2 protein-coding genes are annotated in these 2,220 nt (G+C 69.9%); both read left to right on the top strand.

All coding sequences use genetic code 11. The annotated features are described in order from the left end of the window. Nucleotides 1-337: WYL domain-containing protein (locus Q2100_RS31005; protein WP_456094157.1), on the top strand; the 337-nt coding region annotated here is incomplete at its 5' end. A 41-nt stretch (nt 338-378) separates the two neighbouring features. Next, a complete protein-coding gene (locus Q2100_RS31000) occupies nt 379-2,028 on the top strand; it encodes a DNA repair helicase XPB (RefSeq protein WP_264013892.1) in 1,650 nt (549 codons plus the stop codon). Nucleotides 2,029-2,220 lie beyond the last annotated feature (192 nt).

Raw genomic sequence — 2,220 nt, 5'->3', positions numbered from 1 at the left:
GACCGCCCCGCGCCGCCGGGTGTACCGGCCGGCGCCGACTCCGACGCCGCAGACGCTGGGCGCCATCGTCGCGGTGCTGCGCAAGGTCGCGGTCGCGCCGTTCGGGAACACGCGGCTGGACCCCGGCGTTGCGATAACGCAGTTGCAGGACGCCGCCCTGACCCAGACGTCGGTGGTGATCGGCTACGTCGACCCCGCCGGCATCGCGACCCAGCGGGTGGTCGCACCGATCAACGTGCGCGGCGGGCAGCTCACCGCCTACGACCCGGCATCCGGACGGGTACGCGAATTCGCCATCCATCGCGTCACCTCGGTGGTGTCGGCCGACAGCGAATAGACGCAGGATGATGGAGAAGATGACGCACCAGCGAGACCCGCATGACTGACGGCCCACTGATCGTCCAGTCCGACAAGACGGTGCTGCTCGAGGTCGACCACGAGCAGGCCGGGGCGGCGCGGGCGGCCATCGCACCGTTCGCGGAGCTCGAACGCGCCCCCGAGCACATCCACACCTACCGGATCACCCCCCTGGCGCTGTGGAACGCCAGGGCGGCGGGCCACGACGCCGAGCAGGTGGTCGACGCGCTGGTGTCCTTCTCCCGCTACGCGGTGCCCCAGCCCCTGCTGGTCGACATCGTCGACACGATGGCCCGCTACGGCCGCCTGCAACTGGTCAAGAGCCCCGTGCACGGTCTCGTGCTGGTGAGCCTGGACCGTGCGGTGCTCGAAGAGGTGATGCGCCACAAGAAGATCGCCCCGATGCTGGGCGCCCGCATCGACGACGACACGGTGATCGTGCATCCCAGCGAGCGCGGCCACATCAAGCAGCTGCTGCTCAAGATCGGCTGGCCCGCCGAGGACCTCGCCGGGTACGTCGACGGCGAGAAGCACGCCATCGATCTGCGGCAGGACGGCTGGGAGCTGCGCGACTACCAGGAGATGGCGGCCGACTCGTTCTGGGCGGGCGGCTCCGGGGTGGTCGTGCTGCCGTGCGGCGCGGGCAAGACGCTCGTCGGCGCGGCGGCGATGGCCAAGGCGGGCGCGACGACGCTGATCCTGGTCACCAACACCGTGGCGGGCAGGCAGTGGAAGCGCGAACTGATCGCGCGTACCAGCCTGACCGAGGAGGAGATCGGCGAGTACTCCGGTGAACGCAAGGAGATCCGACCGGTCACGATCGCGACCTACCAGGTGATCACCCGCCGCACCAAGGGTGAGTACCGCCACCTCGAACTGTTCGACAGCCGCGACTGGGGGCTGATCATCTACGACGAGGTGCACCTGCTGCCCGCACCGGTGTTCCGGATGACCGCCGATCTGCAGTCCCGGCGCCGGCTGGGGCTGACGGCCACGCTGATCCGCGAGGACGGCCGCGAGGGCGACGTGTTCAGCCTGATCGGGCCCAAGCGCTACGACGCGCCGTGGAAGGACATCGAGGCCCAGGGCTGGATCGCGCCCGCCGAGTGCATCGAGGTACGGGTCACGATGACGGACAACGAGCGGATGCTCTACGCCGTCGCCGAACCCGAGGAGCGCTACAAGCTGTGCTCCACCGTGCACACCAAGATCGCGGTGGTCCGCTCGATCCTGGAGAAGCACAAGGGCGAGCAGACGCTGGTGATCGGTGCGTACCTCGACCAACTCGACGAGCTGGGCCGCGAACTCGACGCGCCGGTGATCCAGGGGTCGACCAAGACCGCCGAACGCGAGTCGCTGTTCGACGCGTTCCGGCGCGGCGAGATCTCCACCCTGGTGGTGTCGAAGGTGGCCAACTTCTCCATCGACCTGCCGGAAGCCTCTGTGGCGGTACAGGTTTCGGGCACATTCGGCTCGCGGCAGGAGGAGGCGCAGCGGCTGGGCCGGTTGCTGCGACCCAAGCACGACGGCGGCGGCGCGGTGTTCTACTCGGTGGTCTCTCGCGACAGCCTGGACGCGGAGTACGCCGCCCACCGGCAGCGGTTCCTCGCCGAACAGGGCTACGGCTACATCATCAAGGACGCCGACGACCTGCTCGGCCCGGCGATCTGACGGCGCCGTGTCACCACGAGTTCCCCCGGTGACCACGCACCCGCCGCGCTGAGGCGATAGCCTCGACACCCATGACCGCACGACGGCGCGCTCGCGCTGCCTCGAACACCCCCGCCGTCAGGATGGCGCTGGCCGGCCTCGCCGTCGGCTTCGGCGCCCTGGTCGCCGCGACACCCGCCGCCGCCCAGCCCG

Origin of the sequence: Mycolicibacterium arseniciresistens (genome assembly GCF_030519285.1) — a bacterium.
Taxonomy (GTDB): domain Bacteria; phylum Actinomycetota; class Actinomycetes; order Mycobacteriales; family Mycobacteriaceae; genus Mycobacterium; species Mycobacterium arseniciresistens.
Note: the sequence above shows the minus strand (reverse complement) of the source record. Positions and strands in the feature narration are given on the sequence as shown.